The sequence below is a fragment of the Mesorhizobium sp. M2A.F.Ca.ET.067.02.1.1 genome, from assembly GCF_004023285.1.
Lineage (GTDB): Bacteria > Pseudomonadota > Alphaproteobacteria > Rhizobiales > Rhizobiaceae > Mesorhizobium.
On the sequence record NZ_RZSB01001123.1, the window covers coordinates 1 to 1,298 of the forward strand.

A 1,298-nucleotide genomic window follows, 5' to 3' on the forward strand; every position below is an offset into this window, starting at 1 on the left:
AAGGAAGAGCGCGTCATGATCGTGGCGTCGGCAGCCGGTGGCATGGAGATCGAGGACATCTCCGAAAAGCAGCCGGATTCCATCATCCGCGCCACCGTCGATCCCGGTGTCGGCATGCAGGGTTTTCAGGCGCGCGAGATCGCCTTCGGCCTCGGGCTCGAAAGCGGCCTGATCGGCAAGGCGACGGAAACCATCCTCGGCTGCTACCAGGTGTTCCGCGACTACGACGCCTCGATGCTGGAGATCAATCCGCTGGTGGTCACGCGCGACGGCAGCCTGGTCGCGCTCGACGCGAAGATGTCGTTCGACGAGAACGCGCTGTTCCGCCGCCCGGAAATCTCCGAGCTGCGCGACAAAAGCCAGGAAGACCCGCGCGAGACCTTCGCCAGCGACCGCGGCCTCTCCTATGTCGGTCTGGACGGCAATATCGGCTGCATCATCAACGGCGCTGGCCTCGCCATGGCGACGATGGACATGATCAAGATCGCCGGCGGCGAGCCGGCCAACTTCCTCGACATCGGCGGCGGCGCCTCGCCGGAGCGCGTGGCAAAATCCTTCCGCGCCGTGCTCGGCGACAAACAAGTCGAGACCATCCTGGTCAACATCTTTGCCGGCATCAACCGCTGCGACTGGGTGGCCGAAGGCGTCATCAAGGCGATCCGCGAGGTCGGCGTCGACGTGCCGTTGGTGGTGCGCCTTTCCGGCACCAAGGTCGAGGAAGGGCGCAAGATCCTGGCCGACTCCGGCGAGGCGGTGATCGTCGCCGACACGCTGGCCGAGGCCGCCGAAAAGGCCGTCGCCGCCTGGCGCGAAGCCACCAAGAACAAGAAAGCAGCCTGAGGGAGGTCGAGAAAATGGCAATCCTGCTCAACCGCAGCACCCGCGTCATCGTGCAAGGCTTCACCGGCAAGATCGGCAGCTTCCATGCGGAAGACATGAAGCGCTACGGCACCAAGCTGGTCGGCGGCGTCACCCCCGGCAAGGGCGGCCAGATGCATCTCGGCCTGCCGGTCTTCAACACCGTCAAGGGCGCGGTGCGCGAGACCCGCGCCGAGGCGAGCATCGTCTTCGTGCCGCCGCCCTTCGCCGCCGATTCGATCATGGAAGCGGCGGATGCCGGGATAAAGCTCTGCGTCTGCATCACCGACGGCATCCCCTCGCAGGACATGATGCAGGTCAAGCGCTACATGCGCCGCTACCGCTTCGAGGACCGCATGCGCCTCGTCGGCCCGAACTGCGCCGGCGTCATCACGCCCGGACAGGCGCTAATGGGCATCATGCCGGGCAGCATCTATCCT

The 1,298-nt window shown here is 65.6% G+C and carries 1 protein-coding gene and 1 pseudogene; both read left to right on the forward strand.

Annotated elements, in window-relative coordinates; genetic code table 11:
• Nucleotides 1-840, forward strand: an 840-nt coding sequence (gene sucC / locus EOA28_RS36020; protein WP_127251972.1) for an ADP-forming succinate--CoA ligase subunit beta, incomplete at its 5' end; no start/stop codon positions are given.
• Between the two features lie 14 nt (nt 841-854).
• Nucleotides 855-1,298 (forward strand): annotated as a pseudogene (locus EOA28_RS36025) (CoA-binding protein); the annotation flags it as partial.